Annotated in this window: 11 protein-coding genes; 3 read left to right on the top strand and 8 right to left on the bottom strand. The window is 47.2% G+C overall.

Features of this window, described 5'->3' with window-relative positions; genetic code table 11:
• Positions 1 to 89: 89 nt before the first annotated feature.
• The 3 genes from apf (EKM87_RS04755) to adhE all read right to left on the bottom strand — a co-directional run bounded on the left by apf (EKM87_RS04755) (position 90) and on the right by adhE (position 5,293).
• Complete coding sequence (gene apf, locus EKM87_RS04755) at positions 90 to 734, bottom strand: aggregation-promoting factor (RefSeq protein ID WP_125682395.1); 645 nt, start codon at positions 732 to 734, stop codon at positions 90 to 92.
• Positions 735 to 1,537: 803 nt separating this feature from the next.
• On the bottom strand, positions 1,538 to 2,143 hold the full coding sequence (gene apf / locus EKM87_RS04750; protein ID WP_125682393.1) for an aggregation-promoting factor: 606 nt from the start codon (positions 2,141 to 2,143) through the stop codon (positions 1,538 to 1,540).
• A gap of 531 nt (positions 2,144 to 2,674) precedes the next feature.
• The gene (gene adhE, locus EKM87_RS04745; protein WP_125682391.1) at positions 2,675 to 5,293 is read right to left on the bottom strand and encodes a bifunctional acetaldehyde-CoA/alcohol dehydrogenase; all 2,619 of its coding nucleotides are present in this window, start codon (positions 5,291 to 5,293) and stop codon (positions 2,675 to 2,677) included.
• 429 nt (positions 5,294 to 5,722) lie between these two features.
• On the opposite strand from adhE, the gene EKM87_RS04740 reads away from it, so the two are divergent.
• Positions 5,723 to 7,516, top strand: coding sequence for a glycerophosphoryl diester phosphodiesterase membrane domain-containing protein (locus tag EKM87_RS04740; protein ID WP_125682389.1), 1,794 nt, complete (start codon positions 5,723 to 5,725; stop codon positions 7,514 to 7,516).
• Positions 7,517 to 7,894: 378 nt separating this feature from the next.
• Here EKM87_RS04740 and EKM87_RS04735 read toward each other — a convergent pair whose 3' ends face one another.
• Positions 7,895 to 8,419, bottom strand: coding sequence for a DUF1836 domain-containing protein (locus EKM87_RS04735; protein WP_125682386.1), 525 nt, complete (start codon positions 8,417 to 8,419; stop codon positions 7,895 to 7,897).
• 90 nt (positions 8,420 to 8,509) lie between these two features.
• A complete protein-coding gene (locus EKM87_RS04730) occupies positions 8,510 to 10,855 on the bottom strand; it encodes a cation-translocating P-type ATPase (RefSeq protein ID WP_125682384.1) in 2,346 nt (781 codons plus the stop codon).
• Between the two features lie 163 nt (positions 10,856 to 11,018).
• On the opposite strand from EKM87_RS04730, the gene EKM87_RS12380 reads away from it, so the two are divergent.
• Positions 11,019 to 11,180, top strand: a complete 162-nt coding sequence (locus EKM87_RS12380; RefSeq protein ID WP_164506432.1) for a hypothetical protein — start codon at positions 11,019 to 11,021, stop codon at positions 11,178 to 11,180.
• A 65-nt stretch (positions 11,181 to 11,245) separates the two neighbouring features.
• Complete coding sequence (locus EKM87_RS04725; RefSeq protein WP_125682382.1) at positions 11,246 to 12,094, top strand: aldo/keto reductase; 849 nt, start codon at positions 11,246 to 11,248, stop codon at positions 12,092 to 12,094.
• A 163-nt stretch (positions 12,095 to 12,257) separates the two neighbouring features.
• Here the strand turns inward: EKM87_RS04725 and EKM87_RS04720 are convergent, their stop codons facing one another.
• The 3 genes from EKM87_RS04720 to EKM87_RS04710 all read right to left on the bottom strand — a co-directional run bounded on the left by EKM87_RS04720 (position 12,258) and on the right by EKM87_RS04710 (position 14,610).
• Entirely contained in the window at positions 12,258 to 12,683 is a 426-nt protein-coding gene (locus tag EKM87_RS04720; protein WP_125682380.1) for an Hsp20/alpha crystallin family protein, read from the bottom strand.
• 264 nt (positions 12,684 to 12,947) lie between these two features.
• A complete protein-coding gene (locus EKM87_RS04715; RefSeq protein WP_125682378.1) occupies positions 12,948 to 13,742 on the bottom strand; it encodes a chitosanase in 795 nt (264 codons plus the stop codon).
• 502 nt (positions 13,743 to 14,244) lie between these two features.
• Positions 14,245 to 14,610, bottom strand: coding sequence for a hypothetical protein (locus EKM87_RS04710; protein WP_125682376.1), 366 nt, complete (start codon positions 14,608 to 14,610; stop codon positions 14,245 to 14,247).
• Positions 14,611 to 14,736: the final 126 nt, after the last annotated feature.

The following is a 14,736-nucleotide window of genomic DNA, read 5'->3' as shown; positions in this document are numbered from 1 at the left end:
GGATTTTGGTACGACAAAACGACGGTCAGCCGCTAGGACTTTTCCGTCGTTTATTTCGTGATTTAATTAAGTTACTGATCTAAATCAGTTTAGTACCAGCCGTTTGCTTGCCAGAATGACTTGGCAGCAGCCCATGAACCATAACGAGAAGATACGTAAGAGTTCGCTACCTTTTCTTGGTTAGCGGCTGAATAGTCACCGTGCAAGTAAGACTTACTCAATTGGTACTTCCCATAGTAGTTCCCGTTCGTAGCGGTGTATGAGCCACCGGATTCCTTGTTCGCAATCCATGACTTAGCTGAAGAGCTTGAGCCAGATGTGGTCGTCGAAGCCGTAGAAGCTGAACTGGTCGTCCCAGTTGAGGCAGTATTGTGGTTGTAGTTAGAAGTGCCACTGTAGTTTGCTGAGTTCGTGTTTGACGTCGTTGATTGGCTAGGCGTCGTCGTGGTCGTTGAACCAGTCGTAGCCGCCGTAGTCGTGCTAGTGCTAGTTGAAGCAGCGCTAGGAATCACTAAGGATTCACCGACGTAAATCAAGTTAACGTTCTTTAAGTTGTTTGCTTGTTCGATTGATGAAACACTGGAGTTGTATTGGTTAGCGATCTTAGCAACCGTGTCTCCCGACTTAACCGAAACCCGGACGTCGGCATTTGCGGAAGTGGTGCTAGCGAAGAAGCCAGCGCCTAAAACGGCTGCAGTTCCCAATGTAGATACTAAAACTTTTTTGATATTCATAAAAATGAATGTCCTCCTTTTGATTAGTGAATCTGTCTATCAATTACTTAACGAGATATATCATAACCTGTGGAGGTTACACCGTGATTGTTCCTGAGTTACACCCACATTAAGAAAAAACGGCTTAAATGACAAAGCGTAATGTGGTTAATAAGGTTGCAACATTAACCGGGTTTTCGACCTTTATTTTGCGTTGGTATGACGAAACCATCAGTTTGACACAGTTTCTCTCCTAAATTAATCGATCAAAAAATGTGAATTCACCACTTTTTTGGGGACTAAACCGCAATTTCTAGCCAAATTCAGCGCGTAAAGTTAGACAACTCAGTGTGTTCTTCCGCCTTACCGGCCACCAAATATGGGCTGGAACGGTGCAGACACAACTTGAAGCCTCGAAAATACCGAGTCTACAAGCTTGGTCTTCTGCTAAGCTAGTAGGGAAACCGCCTACTAACTAAGCAGAACGATGCGCCTGAGCCCATATCTGGCGACCTCTCGGCTTACACAGTCGTCCTCTACTATCAATCAGAGCCGGAGGTAGCCAGGGATGTAGCCAGCTGTGAAGGTGGTGTTAACTGGTGATTTTCCAGTCTACAGCACGGGCGACTTTGAAGACACAGGTTCTTCGTGGCTTCAAATCGAGCGAGAAGCCCGCCCTTTGGTTGAAGCGTCCCCACAGCAGGCAGAATCTCTGGCTACCGGAGTGCGCCTTTAGTTAGACAACAAAAAACGCCCATCAGACCTGCATCCGAAGGGCGTAACTTGAATTTAAACGTAAGTTGGTTGGCGTACCTAAACTAGGTTTAGTACCAGCCGTTTGCTTGCCAGAATGATTGGGCAGCTGACCATGAACCGTAACGGGAAGCAACGTATGAGTTGGCAACCTTTTCTTGGTTGGCGGCTGAGTAGTCACCGTTCAAGTAGGAAGAGCTCAGTTGGTACTTACCGATGTATTGGCCGTTAGTAGCTGAGTATGAACCGCCAGATTCCTTGTTAGCGATCCAGGCCTTAGCACTGGCTTCTGAACCAGAAACACCAGTAGAAGCAGAAGTCGTGCTCGTGTGGTTGTTCGTGGTTGCTTGGCTAGTCGTGGATTGGCTAGCTGGCGTAGTAGTTGCTTGGTTGCTGTAGTTTTTAGTAGAAACGTTAGCTGAACTCGTGGCAGTTTGCGTGCTACTTGGCACGTTTAACTTTTGACCCACGAAAATCAGGTTGGAGTTGCTCAGGCTGTTTGCCTTTTCGATGGCACTAACGGATGAATCATACTTGCTAGCTAATGACCAAACAGAATCCCCCTGCTTGACCGTAACATTAGTATCGGCGTTGGCCGTGACGTTAGTGGCGAAGATACCGGCACCGACAACGGCAACCGTACCCAAAGTATTAACTAAAGCTTTTTTGATATTCATAAGAATGAATGTCCTCCTTTGTTTGCTTAACGGGTATTAGAATAACCGATGGTTGTGTCAGCCAGATTGGCGTTGTGTTACGCCAGTGTTAAGAAAAATATTACTGTATGACATTCCGTAATTTTTGTAACCTTGTTGTCACATAAACCGCTTTTTTGACCCCATATTTGCCCATTTTAGCGAAAAAGAGGGTAAATTTTAGGTGTGTTTTGCACCAAATAATCGCAAAAATTTGGTCACTTTCATGAAAATTTGATGATAAATGTCCTCTTTTATCAAAATTTTCATTATTTACGACTATTTTCATACCCACTAGCTTGGTCAAAACCATCTAATTTAGTCAAATTGGCCAGACTAATTCAAAATTCAACGAATATTTTTATTCATATAATATAGTAGAAACTCATTCAATCACTAACCACATATCAGCTGAAAGCCCTACGCGCCTAAGCACTTAGCACGGATTCAAGTACAGCAAAAAGGTCAGATACCTCAGCACCTGACCTTTTTTTCCGCTATTCACAATAATTCTTACTTCTCAACGTTCTTGCCGTCGTACTCGTCAATCATGATTTGCTTCAGTTCAGAAATCAAAGGTTCCTTTGGGTTAGCCGTCGTGCATTGGTCCTCGAAGGCTAATTCAGCCAACTTGTCCACGGCCTGATCGAAGTGCGCCTTGTCAACGCCGTTAGCTTTCAAGCTAAGGGTCACGCCAACTGAGTGAGCCAAGTCGATGATCCGCTTAACTAGGGATTCCTTCAATTCTTCCTTGCTGTTACCGGATAGTCCCAGGTAACGGGCAATCTGGGCGTAGTCTTCGTCAGCTCTGAAGTGATCGTACTTTGGCCACATGGAAAGTTTCGTTGGTTCTTTGAAGTTATACCGGATAACGTGAGGCAACGTAATGGCAATGGCCAATCCGTGTGGTAGACCGAATTCCCCACCTAACTTGTGGGCAATGGAATGGTCGACCCCTAGAAAGGCGTTCGCAAAGGCCATCCCCGCCAACGTTGAAGCGTTATGCATTTCTTCACGGGCGTGAATATCACCATTGTAGGAGTCAGTCAGGTTTTCCATAACCAATTTCATGGCTTGCAGAGACCATGGCCGCGTGTAATCGGATGCCATGTTAGACACGTAAGATTCAATCGCATGCGTCAACACATCTAAGCCGGAGTAAGCGACCGTCTTCTTAGGCACCGTTTCAATAAATTGTGAGTCCACGATGGCAACGTCTGGTGTCAATGCATAGTCAGCCAACGGGTACTTCACGTGAGTCTTAGAGTCAGTTATTACGGAGAATGGTGTAACTTCTGAGCCGGTTCCGGAAGTCGTTGGAATAGCAACGAATTGGGCTTTGTGTGGCTTGTTGAAGCTGTAAGTCCGCTTCCGAATATCCATGAATTTCTGCTTAGCACCAAAGAAGCTAGCGTTAGGGTCTTCATAGAAGAGCCACATGTTCTTGGCAGCATCCATGGCCGAACCCCCACCTAAAGCAACGATGGTGTCTGGCTTGAACATCCGCATCTGAGCGACCCCACGGTTAACCGTGTCAGTCGTTGGGTCTGGTTCAACGTCAGAGAATAAAGAATATTCAATGCCGTTTGGTTGCCGCTTTAATTCATTTAAGACCGTGTCGATGTACCCTAATTCAACCATAGCTGGGTCGGTTACTAAGAAGACCCGCTTAACACCAGGCATATCGTTCAGGTAACGGACAGACGTCTTTTCAAAGTAAACTCGAGGTAATTTAATCCATTGCATATTATTTCGCCGCTTTGCAATCGTTTTGATGTTCAACAGGTCAAATGAGGAGACGTTATGGGAAACGGAATTCTTACCCCATGAACCAGTACCTAACGTCAAGGAAGGTACCATTTCGTTGTACAGGTTCCCAATCCCACCGATAGCGGATGGGGTGTTGACCAATACCCGGCTGGCCTTCATGACGATTCCGTACTTAGTGGCTAGGTCGTCGTCCATCGTGTGGATGGCTGCCGTATGCCCTAACCCACCGAAGTGCAGTAACTGGTTGCAGAGGTCAAAGGCTTTCTCTTGGCTGCTAGCTTTGTATACAGAAATAACTGGGCTGAGTTTTTCACGAGAGAGTGGATACTTTTCGCCAACACCGGTGATTTCAGCTGCCAAGACCTTGGTGCTATCTGGTACCTTGATACCTGCCAGATCAGCAATCTTACGTGCTGACATTCCGGCAATCGGTCCCTTGACCCCACCATTTGGTACAAACATCGCATCGGCCAAAGCCTTCTCGTCGGCCTTCTTAATGAAGTAAACGCCCCGGTCTTGCATTTCTTGCTTCACATCGTTGTAAATCTCAGCGTCGATAACCGCACTGTTTTCAGAAGCACAGACCATCCCGTTATCAAACGTCTTGGACAAGACGATGTCGTAAACGGCCCGTTTGATGTTGGCCGTCTTTTCAATGTAGGCAGGGCCATTACCAGGTCCAACCCCTAGGGCTGGCTTACCAGTTGAGTAAGCGGCCTTAACCATGCCGGGACCACCGGTAGCCAGAACACTAGCAACCATGGGGTGGTTCATCAGTGCAGTTGTGGCTTCCAAACTAGGCTTGTCGATCCATTGGATAACGCCTTCAGGTGCCCCAGCAGCAATCGCAGCGTCCCGAACGACCTTGGCGGCCATGACGGAAGACTTCTGGGCTTGGGGGTGGAACGCAAAGATGATTGGGTTCCGAGTCTTTACAGCAATCAGACTCTTAAACAGCGTGGTTGAGGTTGGGTTCGTAACTGGCGTGACCCCGGCTAAGATGCCTAGGGGTTCAGCCACCGTAATCAGTTGCCGTTCGCGGTCATCTTTAATAATTCCGACCGTCTTATCGTTTTTAATTGAGTGCCAGATTTCTTCAGTGGCAAACATGTTTTTAACAGCTTTGTCTTCCATCACACCACGGCCAGTTTCTTCGTAGGCCGCCTTGGCTAACGCCATGTGGTTGTCCAAGCCAGCGATGGCCATCTGATGAACAATGTGGTCAACCTGTTCTTGGGAAAAATCGTCCATGCCACACAGGGCGTCGTGGGCTTTTTTCGTGAGCCGGTCGATCATTTGGTCGACGGTTTCTTCGCTTTCTTTTACATTTAATTTAGAATTCTCTTTCACATCTTTTAACATATCCATGCCTCCGTTTTTGAAAACATCTTTGTTAACTTCTTCACGAATATAATCTTAACATGTTTCTGAAAATTCGCAAGACCTTTTTGTTAAAAATATCACAATTAATTTATTTAACTGTTTAACCGCTATTACTGCAAGCTTCTTATTGTGTCGTCTGGGCTGGCTACAACACGTATTCTACAGAGAATTCGACGCCAACATATGTGTGAATTAAATCACTATAAATTGCAAACGCTTTCATTTTAATAATTGAAATTCTCACATCCAGCCCTCGTTTAGCCTCACCAACTACGAAATATCCCATTTTTTTCTGAGGACAGCGGCGGGATATGCTAAAGTAGAGATATTAATCAGGCCACGGTCTCCACCTAGTAAGTCTTCTACGCTAGAACTTCACCGGGGCCCATTTGAGAGGAGCTGAGAACTGTGCAAGCTTGGCGGTTCTGGCGGGAAGCAACCCACCACTTTTTCCAACACTGGGGCAGTTACGTGACCCTGGTCTTCGTAACCAACTTAGTCATTAGCTACTTAGCAGTTCCCGCGTTCACTTGGCTGACCGCGGCACTTATGAAATGGCAACGCGTTCCTTACGTTTCCTATACCAACATCGGGGCCATCACGCTCCAACATCCACTGGCCATTGCTGGTCTGTTACTGATTCTCCTAGCAATTATCACCCTGATCTATTGGCAATTTGCCTACCTTTTACTGGGAATCACCAACATTCGCAATGGTCGCCCAGATTCTTCTAGAGCCGTTTTGAATGAAACGATCCGGAGCATTGCGGGGGCTTCCCCCAGTACTTTCCTGTTCTTTATCGGCTACTTTATCGTGATCATGCCGTTTGGGAGCGAATTATTTACCACGCCCCTACTCAATAAAGCTAAAATTCCTTCGTTCATCGTCAGCTATCTCATGGACAACCCTCTGTGGGCCGTACTACTGGGTCTATTTTACGTGGTAGCTGCCTACCTGGGTATTCGCCTGATTGCGGTACTCCCGCTGATGATGATCGACCATTACCACAGCCGGGAAGCCATCCGCCTTAGCTGGCAGCGAACCCGTGGCGAATTTTGGAACTACCTCAGTAAGATTGTGCTGACCTTGATTATGGTCAGCATTGCCGTGGCCATCATCTACGCCGCTATCTATCTGGGCCAGCTGATCTTCGATAAAACCGGCATTGCGCTGGCAATTGCCACGCTCAATCTCTTCTTAATGGAAGTTATCACAGAATTCATCGTGTGCTACTCGACCATCCTCTTTATGATGGTTATCCTGAGCAGTCACGACGCACACCGGCGGACGCCACTCTCCCTCTTTAGTTTTCGGGAACCAGCAAAGACCAAGTTACGGACTCGCCTCCTGATCATCAGCGGTCTAACCATCATCAGTGCCCTCATGGTTGCCTTCAACCTGATTTATTTAAATGGCTTAGCCATGAGTAAACCACTCACGATTGCCCACCGGGGCGTGGACCACGGCAACGGTGTCCAAAACACGATTCCAGCTATGGTTAAGACGAGCAAAGAAAAACCAGACTACGTGGAAATGGACGTTCGTGAGACCAAGGATCATCAATTTGTGGTCATGCACGACGCCAACCTGAAAAACCTAGCCAACTTGAAACGGTCAGTCTCTAAAATGACGTTAGCTCAACTGACCAAGGTCACCGTCACTGAAAACGGTTATCAGGCCAAGATTCCCAGCTTTGACCACTACCTGAACACCGCCATTCAACATCATCAGAAACTACTGATCGAAATCAAAACCAGTTCTGGTGACACCAAGGACTTACCAGACCGTTTCTACCGGCAATTTGGTACACGGATCATGGCCCATCATGAGCAGGTTCACACACTGAGCTATGGCATCATGAATCGGTTGAAGAAGGCGCACCCACAGCTTTTCGTCAGCTACATTCTGCCGTACAACTTAACCTTCCCACACACTCGGGCCAACGCTTACACCATGGAGGCCACTACTTTAAACGATACCTTCATTGACCAGGCCAACCGAGAGCACAAGAAGGTCTACGCCTGGGATATCGACGACGTTACCACGATGGACCAGATGATGTTCATGGGCGCTAATGGCGTCATTACCAACAATCTCAGCCTGATTCAACAGGAAATCAAGGACAACACGGACCACCCAAGTTACGCGAACCTCCTACTGACGTTCATGAATGATTTATCATTAGAGACGCAGACGCAGTAACGGTGTAGGTGAATTTTAGGTGTTTCAGCTAAAGGTTGAAAGTTAGAAAACCGGTATCAAACCGAGAATAATAAGGCGTTATAGACTTAAAATTAGCCTCACCAGCCACCTGCGGCGGTCAGAGATTCCGCCTGCTGTGGGGAACACCTGCGGCCTGAAAAGCGGTCCTTCGGCTCGGTTTGAAGCCTGGAAACCAACCTCACCAGTCTTCAAACACGTCCCACGCTGTAAGCCGAAAATCGGCTAACACCGTCGACACAGCAGGCCCCGCCCTGCCAACCGTCGACACGGTTCCAGCCCATCTGCTGTGGCCGGTAAGGCGGATATATATATCGCATAGAAAAGGCTCGGACAAAATGTCCGAGCCTTTTGATTTCGCTATTTCTTTTCGATTTTACGTAGTGGGCGTTTGATCAGCTTTAACAGCTTTTCAGACTGCAACCGTGCGACCACAGCATCCACTGCGACCTGCATCAATTTTTCATTTAAGTTCTTAGTGGCTGGCTGAATCTGGTCCTCACCTAAGTGGTGCAAGCGATTCTCTAACTGCTCAATGAAGTTGTCATAAGCCTGCTTGGGATAGTCCCCAGCCGTAATCTGGTCAATACCAGTCCGAACCGTATCCGTTTGGAACATGGGCTTTAACAGGCTGATCATCAAAATATCCGTCAGCTGCATGGTTTGGTACTTCTTCTTCACTGGCGCCAAAATCACATTGTGTTTCACGTAATTGTTAATCATTGCCGGCGTCACCATATCAATGCCCAACGGTCCTAAAGCATCGTTGACCAGTGCCGTCACCTGATCCATGTAGAGATCAAACTTGGGTAAATCATCCCAGCGTGGTAACTTCACACCGTGCATCTGGTGTTCCCACCGTGTATATTGATTAAAATCAGCCATGTTTCTTCCCTGCCCTTCCGTATCTAGTCTCGATTATAACATAGTATCTAGTCTCAATGACTAGATAAAGACTAGAAACGACAATTTATCCTAGCGCCAACGTATTCGACTGAGAATTCGATGTCCCAGCACGTCTTGAACGACGATGAACACGGGAAACACGCTGACCATCAGTGGCAAGTAGATTAAGGCTAAGCGCCAGTTGAGCAAATTAACCAGTGAAAAGATTGGACCAAAGAAGAGGAAGACGATGGCAAATAGTCCCGCCATCAACGCGACCAGCCCGATTTTAAACCGGTTTAGTGGCCGAGCCACCATCAGTAAGGCGTTAAGACTGATCATCCCCGTCAACAACACGCTCAACGTGGAGGTCGTGGCGAAGGATAGTTTAAACTGCGTTCCAAGTGCCATGATCACCAGAATATAACCAATGACACAGACCGCCGCGGGCGCTGCAATTTCCATGACCTGCTTCATAAAGCGCCCCGCAATCCGCGCATAGTTTGGTTGTAAGGCCAGGAAGAACGTCGGAATCCCCACCATCAACGATGAGATGGGCGTCAATTGAATTGGTTCAAACGGGTAACTGTGATTCATGAAGATAAAGATCAGGGTCAACGCCACGGAATACATCGTTTTAATCAAAAATAACGAAGCGACCCGCTCAATGTTATTGATAACCCGCCGACCTTCATTTAAAACGTTGATCATCGCATCAAAGTTCGAGTCAACCAGGACAAAATCAGCCAGACTCTTGGTCGCTTCACTCCCTGAAGCCATCGCAATACTACAGTCGGCTTGACGTAGCGCCAGTAAGTCATTGACCCCATCACCAGTCATGGCGACCGTATGTCCCGCTGTTTGATAAGCCTTGATCAACTGTTCCTTTTGCTGTGGCGTCACCCGGCCAAAGACGTTATAGTCCTGTACCAATTGCACGTAGTCGGGCGCGGTACCCACCGTACTCATGTCGATCAATTGCTGGGCCCCAGCAATCTCAGCCCGTTCAGCGATGCTGGCGACCGTCACAGGATTGTCTCCCGAGATGACCTTCAAGGCAACGTCCTGATTGGCAAAGAAGCTAAACGTATCTTTAGCCCGCGGTCGCAACTCATCCGTAATCAGAATCAGCCCCAGCGCTTGGGGATTCGTCGGTTTGGGCGTGGTCAACCGGTCGGCCTGAGCTAACAGGAGCACCCGGTAACCCTGCTTTGCCAAGGACGCAATCCGCTGCTTCACGTTGGCAGGTACCGTCTCAAAAATGAATTCTGGCGCCCCCATGATGTACGCATGGTCAGCCAATTCGGCCCCACTCCACTTTCTACCAGAGGAGAACGGCAACACGTTTTGAGCGGCAACTGATGGCGTACCTAAGGCGTTTTGAACGGCCTGAGCCGTCTCATTATCATCCCCCGTAGCCGCCACCAGCTGGGCTAAAATCGTTTCCAGCTTGGCAACTGGTGTCGTACCAATCGGCTCTACACGATCCAACTGAAGTTGGCCGTTAGTAATGGTCCCGGTCTTATCCAAACACAGGACGTCAACTCGTGCCAACGCCTCAATGGCTGGCAATTCTCGTACCAAAACGTTACGCCGACCTAAAGTAAAGGCACCTGCTGCCAGCGCTACGGAGGTCAATAGGACCAAACCTTCTGGAATCATTCCCACCATTGAGGCAACAGTTCCCAGAATGGCCCGGTTTTGGCTTTGGCCCCGCATCATGGACGAGATAAAAAGCGCGGCTCCCAGTGGCACAATGGCGAAGGTCAAAATTTTAATAATCCGATTAATGATCGTCAGTAATTCGCTGGCATTCCGGCGTTTCTGCTTAGCAGAGTGGGCCAGTTGTTTCACAAAACTCCCGCTACCCACCATCGTTGCCTGGACCATGGCTCGACCGCCTAAGATGACGCTACCGGAGACCAGTGTGTCCCCGGTATGCTTCTCAATGGGCGTTGACTCACCAGTAATCTGGGATTCGTCGACCTCCAAACCAGCGGTGTCACGAATCAGGCCATCGACGGGTAACTGATCCCCGCGCCCCAACGACAAGATATCATCCAACACGATATCGTCTTGATGGTGCGCCGTCAGCTGTCCATCACGGAGCACGTCAATCGTCCCCTCTGACAGAAGGGCAAGCTTGTCTACTTGACGTTTAGACCGGATTTCTTGAAAAATACCGATACCCGTATTGACCACGACTACGCCTAGAAAGAGTAAATTTTTATAGCTCCCGGTTAAAAATACCAGGGCACCCAAGATAATATTGATTAAGTTGAATAGAGTTAATAAATTATCCCGAAATATTTGTTTTACACTTCGGGTCAACGGTGGTAGCGGATCATTCTTCTGGCCCGCCGCCACCCGATCACTCACTTTCTCTGCGGTCAATCCACAGTCCAGTGGTGGTAAGTAACGCTCATGTGCCGTCATCACACCAAGCCTCCTTCACCGGTTCTTTACCCCATTGTACTAGATAAAGACCCCCTGACACCCAAAATTCATTCAGCTTTTTCGAATCCTTTACCGAATCGCAACTACTCAGATAAATGACTATAATGAAGATGGTGTTTAATCATCCAAGGGAGGAATTACTATGAATCATAAATCATCGGCGATTATCTTATTTATCCTCTACATTGTGCTACTAGGTTGTATGCTCGCCCATCAAGATATGCTGGCTATGTGGTTAATGACGGCTGGGATGTTGATTGAGGCTAGTATCAACCTATACGACCAGTTTAAACGGCCACGGTAAGCGTTGTCATTTTCGTTGTTTTAGCCTAAGATAGTACTTATCGACTGACGTGAAGGAGAATGACAATGGCACTTACCAGTATTTCAGATACCATCACCCTCGCTGATGGTAAGAAGATGCCCGCAATGGGTTTCGGCACTTACTTAATTAGCGACCAAGAAACAATGAACAACACAATTCAAACCGCGTGGGACGCTGGCTACCGACTCTTCGATACCGCAATGCTTTATCGTAATGAAGACATTCTGGGACCAGCTTTGCATCAACTCGGTTTGCCCCGTGAAGCGCTCTTCTTAACCAGTAAGGTCGCCGAAGCTGTCCAAGGTTACGACCGGACTATGAAGGCCGTAGAAGGCTCACTAAAGCGCCTACAGACTGATTACTTAGACCTACTGCTGATTCATTGGCCCGTTCGTGAACACTTCTTTGAAACTTGGAAGGCACTCGAACAATTAAAAGCCAACGGCCAGGTCAAATCCATCGGGGTCTCCAACTACACCGTGGCCCACTTGGAATTACTGGCAACGCAGGCCAAGGAAATGCCTGTTGTGAACCAGGTTGAGTTCCACCCCTACTTAAACCAACAGGGCTTGCTGGCCTATGATAAGGAACAAAATATTGTTACCGAGGCCTGGAGTCCATTGGGCCGACGAGCTGTTCTTGGGGACCCAATGATTGCCAAGATGGCCCAACACCATCAAAAATCGGTAGCTCAAATTATTTTACGGTGGGAACTGCAGCACGGCATTTTGCCAATTCCGAAGTCACAACACGCTGAACGAATTCAAGAAAACGCCCAAGTATTTGATTTCACGCTCGCCGAAGATGAAATGACAATGATTGATCTACTGAATAAAAACCAACGGACCGGGAACGAACCGGAAATTGTTTACGAAACGGGTAAGCAATACTAATCCGTAAAAAATAAGGGTCCAGGACTTTTGTCCTGGACCCTTATTTTTTACGGATTCTATCTTGCTGAAACGTGTGCCAGAAGACAACTAGCTACAATCAACGACGAACGTTAACGCTAGCTAAACGCCTTCTGTCTCACTCGCTTCCGGATATAACCCTTAATTAGTCGATACTGATTTTATGGTTATCTTCGACCTTCGTCTGCTTAGGCAGCGTTAGTGTCAAGATACCTTCATTGTAGTTAGCTTGAACATTCTCGAGATCAATGTCTGGCAGATAGAAGGAACGGGCCACGTTTTGACTGTGACGTTCTTGCCGCAAGACTCGACCATCGTCATCCTTAGTCGCTTGCTTAACTTCCGACTTACCAGCAATCCGCAACGTTTCGTCACGATAGTCAACGTGAATGTCATCCTTCTTGAATCCTGGCATCTCGGCAGTTACAACGTAATTCTTAGCGTGTTCAACGACGTCGGTCTTCATGGCATCTTCACCATTAAACATGTCGCGACCCAAGTTGCCCACTTCATTGAAGAAATTCATTGGATCAAAGAAATCATAGTTCCGGTTCATAACATCGTTAGTCATAATCAATAACCCCTTTCTGCTTTGCTTGATTACATTATCTATAATAGTCAGTGTTGGTCAGCAATGCAAGTAATTAGCACTCGCCTAGTCATAGTGCTAATTGTAAGAGTATAACCATTGATAAATAAGTGTTTCTAGTGGAAGCTTCTTATACTTGTAAGAAAGAAACATCAATATTATCTTCTAAGGTCAAAGATGGTTAATGAAATCAAACATGATTGCACCAGGTCAGATTTCATCTGCCACTAACATGTTGTCTCAGGCTCACTTCAACCGGTAGGCATCCCCGTACATCCGCCAACTGAGCGGCCGCTTAAGCTGATAATTTTTAGCCTTAATGAAATGACGCTGTACATTCAACCGTGATAAATCTTTATGTGCCCGTTCCCGTTTCATTACCTTAGCCCGTGTTTGCAAGAATGCCCGCAGGTAGTCCGCCTGATTCCCACCTTGTCGGGGTGTTTTAGCAAGTCGCTTAGCCTGGCGGCGAATACCACCGAAGCTCTGACTATCTTCACCGGGTCCATGAACGACAACGGCATCATAATAGATATATTGACCCAACGGACTCAGATTATCCTGTTTGGCAGCCTTCAGAACCGGCCTTAAGTACTGGCGGTTCAGGATGGTGTCCTGCGCGCGCATCATCTGCGGGTCCTTGGCAGCTTGCTGCCAAGCCTTAACAAAACCTGAACCTAATCCCGCGTGTGATGCCGATCCGTTAATCCTGCGTAGTGCTGGCAAATAGCGCCGTAACCCGTTGTGATAGGATTTTAGCCGGACATACCGTTGAACAACCTGACGTAAGTCCCCCGTTGCGCTGGTAAAACCAATAATGCCCGCCGTATAGCCACGGCCGTCCCCAATGTCTTCAATGTAACCATACTGTTGGCGGTAGTTGGTCGTCGAATTCTCCGCACTGGCCACCAAAGAAAACGTCGTCGCCCGTAATTTTCCCGTCTGAATCGTGTGCTGTGCTTGATAGCCTGGTGTAGCGGTACATCCAGCTAGACCACTGACTAAAACCAGTAACAGCAACCCCTGAACAATTCTTCTCATCCGTATCACCTAAATCTCCCCTAAAAGTCATTTTTCTTTTAGCTTACCAATTTGCCTGCGCGTTCGCTACTAAGTTTCTACTTTGAACGTACGAGTTAGCCACATTCTAAGCCCATCAATTCGCAGACAAATAAGCTACTAATCGGGTAAACTAAAAAACTTCTCTGAAAGGCCCATCAGCTACTCATCCATGCTATACTTAGCTTCACGCCAAAATTAGCAAATTAAGCTTAGAGATAAAAAAGAGCGTGCGCCAAAGGGCGGTTAGTCAATGAGCATTAGCGTCGATAGACGAAGTTGACCGCCTTTTGGCGCACATTTTGACTATTTATGTTCGGCGCACAAAAAGGGCCTGAGACTTTTGTCTCAGACCCTTCTAAAAACACGGCCGTCATACTCAAGTGGTCGTGCCCCTGCCAAGTGTTTGTAGTATAGCACTTTTTCTGAATGATCATTGTCAAAAAAGGATTCAGTGTTAGCCACTGAATCCTTTATCACCAATTTAGTAAGTGGTTTGTTGAACGTCATGACTAACGATCTTTTCACCCAATGCATCAGCTAAGTCGTGCAAAGCGTCCTCACGGGTCTTGACGAGATCCATGTTAAAGATGATAGAATCAATGTCCCCACCAGCAAAATCAAATTGCTCGAAGTAAACGTAAGGGTCGTGGTCATCGTCGTCGTTTAAGAAATGCTTAGTTACAGCATCAGATAGCGCGGTTGCCCAGGCTAAATCTGCCATCTTTGGTAGATCCTTTTTCGTCACATACCCCGGATCCAGAACCAACTTCGAAGCCTTTTCCACGTCTTCAGCTGGAATGTCGATCTTCGGTGTTTCTGCTTGTTCTTCCTTTGGTGTATCTGCCATAATCAAAATCTCCTTTGATGTTACTAATTTAAGTCTAGTCCTTTTTTTGCCAAACGTTAAGTATTCCATTCTATCTTGACTTTTTTGGCGATGTTCGGTTGCTAAGCGAACCTATAAAGGGTACAA

Source organism: Levilactobacillus yonginensis, assembly GCF_003946265.1.
Classification (GTDB): domain Bacteria; phylum Bacillota; class Bacilli; order Lactobacillales; family Lactobacillaceae; genus Levilactobacillus; species Levilactobacillus yonginensis.
The sequence above is the reverse complement of the archived record's forward strand: the minus strand, read 5'-3'. Positions and strand labels throughout refer to the sequence as shown.

Bases quoted from the DNA above. Each gene is read 5' to 3' on its own strand.
- EKM87_RS04715 (WP_125682378.1), bottom strand. From the start codon at position 13,742: ATGAGAAGAATTGTTCAGGGGTTGCTGTTACTGGTTTTAGTCAGTGGT.
- apf (WP_125682395.1), bottom strand. From the start codon at position 734: ATGAATATCAAAAAAGTTTTAGTATCTACATTGGGAACTGCAGCCGTT.
- EKM87_RS04725 (WP_125682382.1), top strand. From the start codon at position 11,246: ATGGCACTTACCAGTATTTCAGATACCATCACCCTCGCTGATGGTAAG.
- EKM87_RS04720 (WP_125682380.1), bottom strand. From the start codon at position 12,683: ATGACTAACGATGTTATGAACCGGAACTATGATTTCTTTGATCCAATG.
- apf (WP_125682393.1), bottom strand. From the start codon at position 2,143: ATGAATATCAAAAAAGCTTTAGTTAATACTTTGGGTACGGTTGCCGTT.
- EKM87_RS04735 (WP_125682386.1), bottom strand. From the start codon at position 8,419: ATGGCTGATTTTAATCAATATACACGGTGGGAACACCAGATGCACGGT.
- adhE (WP_125682391.1), bottom strand. From the start codon at position 5,293: ATGTTAAAAGATGTGAAAGAGAATTCTAAATTAAATGTAAAAGAAAGC.
- EKM87_RS04730 (WP_125682384.1), bottom strand. From the start codon at position 10,855: ATGACGGCACATGAGCGTTACTTACCACCACTGGACTGTGGATTGACC.
- EKM87_RS12380 (WP_164506432.1), top strand. From the start codon at position 11,019: ATGAATCATAAATCATCGGCGATTATCTTATTTATCCTCTACATTGTG.
- EKM87_RS04710 (WP_125682376.1), bottom strand. From the start codon at position 14,610: ATGGCAGATACACCAAAGGAAGAACAAGCAGAAACACCGAAGATCGAC.